The organism is Limnospira sp. (genome assembly GCF_051859755.1).
GTDB classification, from domain to species: Bacteria; Cyanobacteriota; Cyanobacteriia; order Cyanobacteriales; family Microcoleaceae; genus Limnospira; species Limnospira fusiformis.
Genome location: NZ_JBIMLI010000333.1, coordinates 1 through 605 on the forward strand (window position 1 = coordinate 1; position 605 = coordinate 605).

The 605-nt window shown below is 51.6% G+C and carries 1 protein-coding gene and 1 pseudogene; both read right to left on the reverse strand.

Annotation, left to right across the window (positions count from 1 at the left end):
• On the reverse strand, positions 1 to 134 hold a 134-nt coding region (locus ACTIE0_RS24385), incomplete at its 3' end, for a 4-Cys prefix domain-containing protein (protein WP_439517038.1).
• Positions 135 to 260: 126 nt separating this feature from the next.
• Positions 261 to 605 (reverse strand): annotated as a pseudogene (locus tag ACTIE0_RS24390) (formylglycine-generating enzyme family protein); the annotation flags it as partial.

Consider the following 605-nt stretch of genomic DNA (forward strand, 5'->3'; position numbering starts at 1 on the left):
CCTAAGCCACCTTGTCCAAGGATGCTTTTAGCATAGTAGCGTTCTACCAGTCGGAGTTTACTACCACATTTTTGGCAAAACTGGCAACCTTTGGGGTTGCTGTGGAGGCAGTCTGGGTTCAGACATTGGCTCATAATCAGGATGGTTATTGATACCTGATTGTACGTTACCATAAATGCCGAAAATTAACCGGCTTTTCCACAGAAACCCGGTTTCGCCGGGGGAAGTTGGGTTTCGCTGCGCTCCACCCAACCTACATACTACATACTAAGCGCACAGGCTACCCGGAAACCGTAGCTGACGTTGAGATCGCCCGAACCGCCACTGAAGCGGTAGCCAGAACGGCAGTAGTCAGGATTACCATACCACGAACCGCCGCGCAGCACCTTGGTGTCTTTGCTTATCAAAACGTTTACTAAATCACCAACATATATATGCTGACCATCCCACACTCGCCCGTCCGAGGGAGCGCCACCATAGCCTTCGTGCCAGGGGTCAGCGCACCATTCCCAAATATTCCCGTGGATATCATACAAGCCAAAGGCGTTGGCGTGTTGAAACTGACCGACGGGGGTGGTTTTTTGGTGGTAGACTCCCTTCGGTTC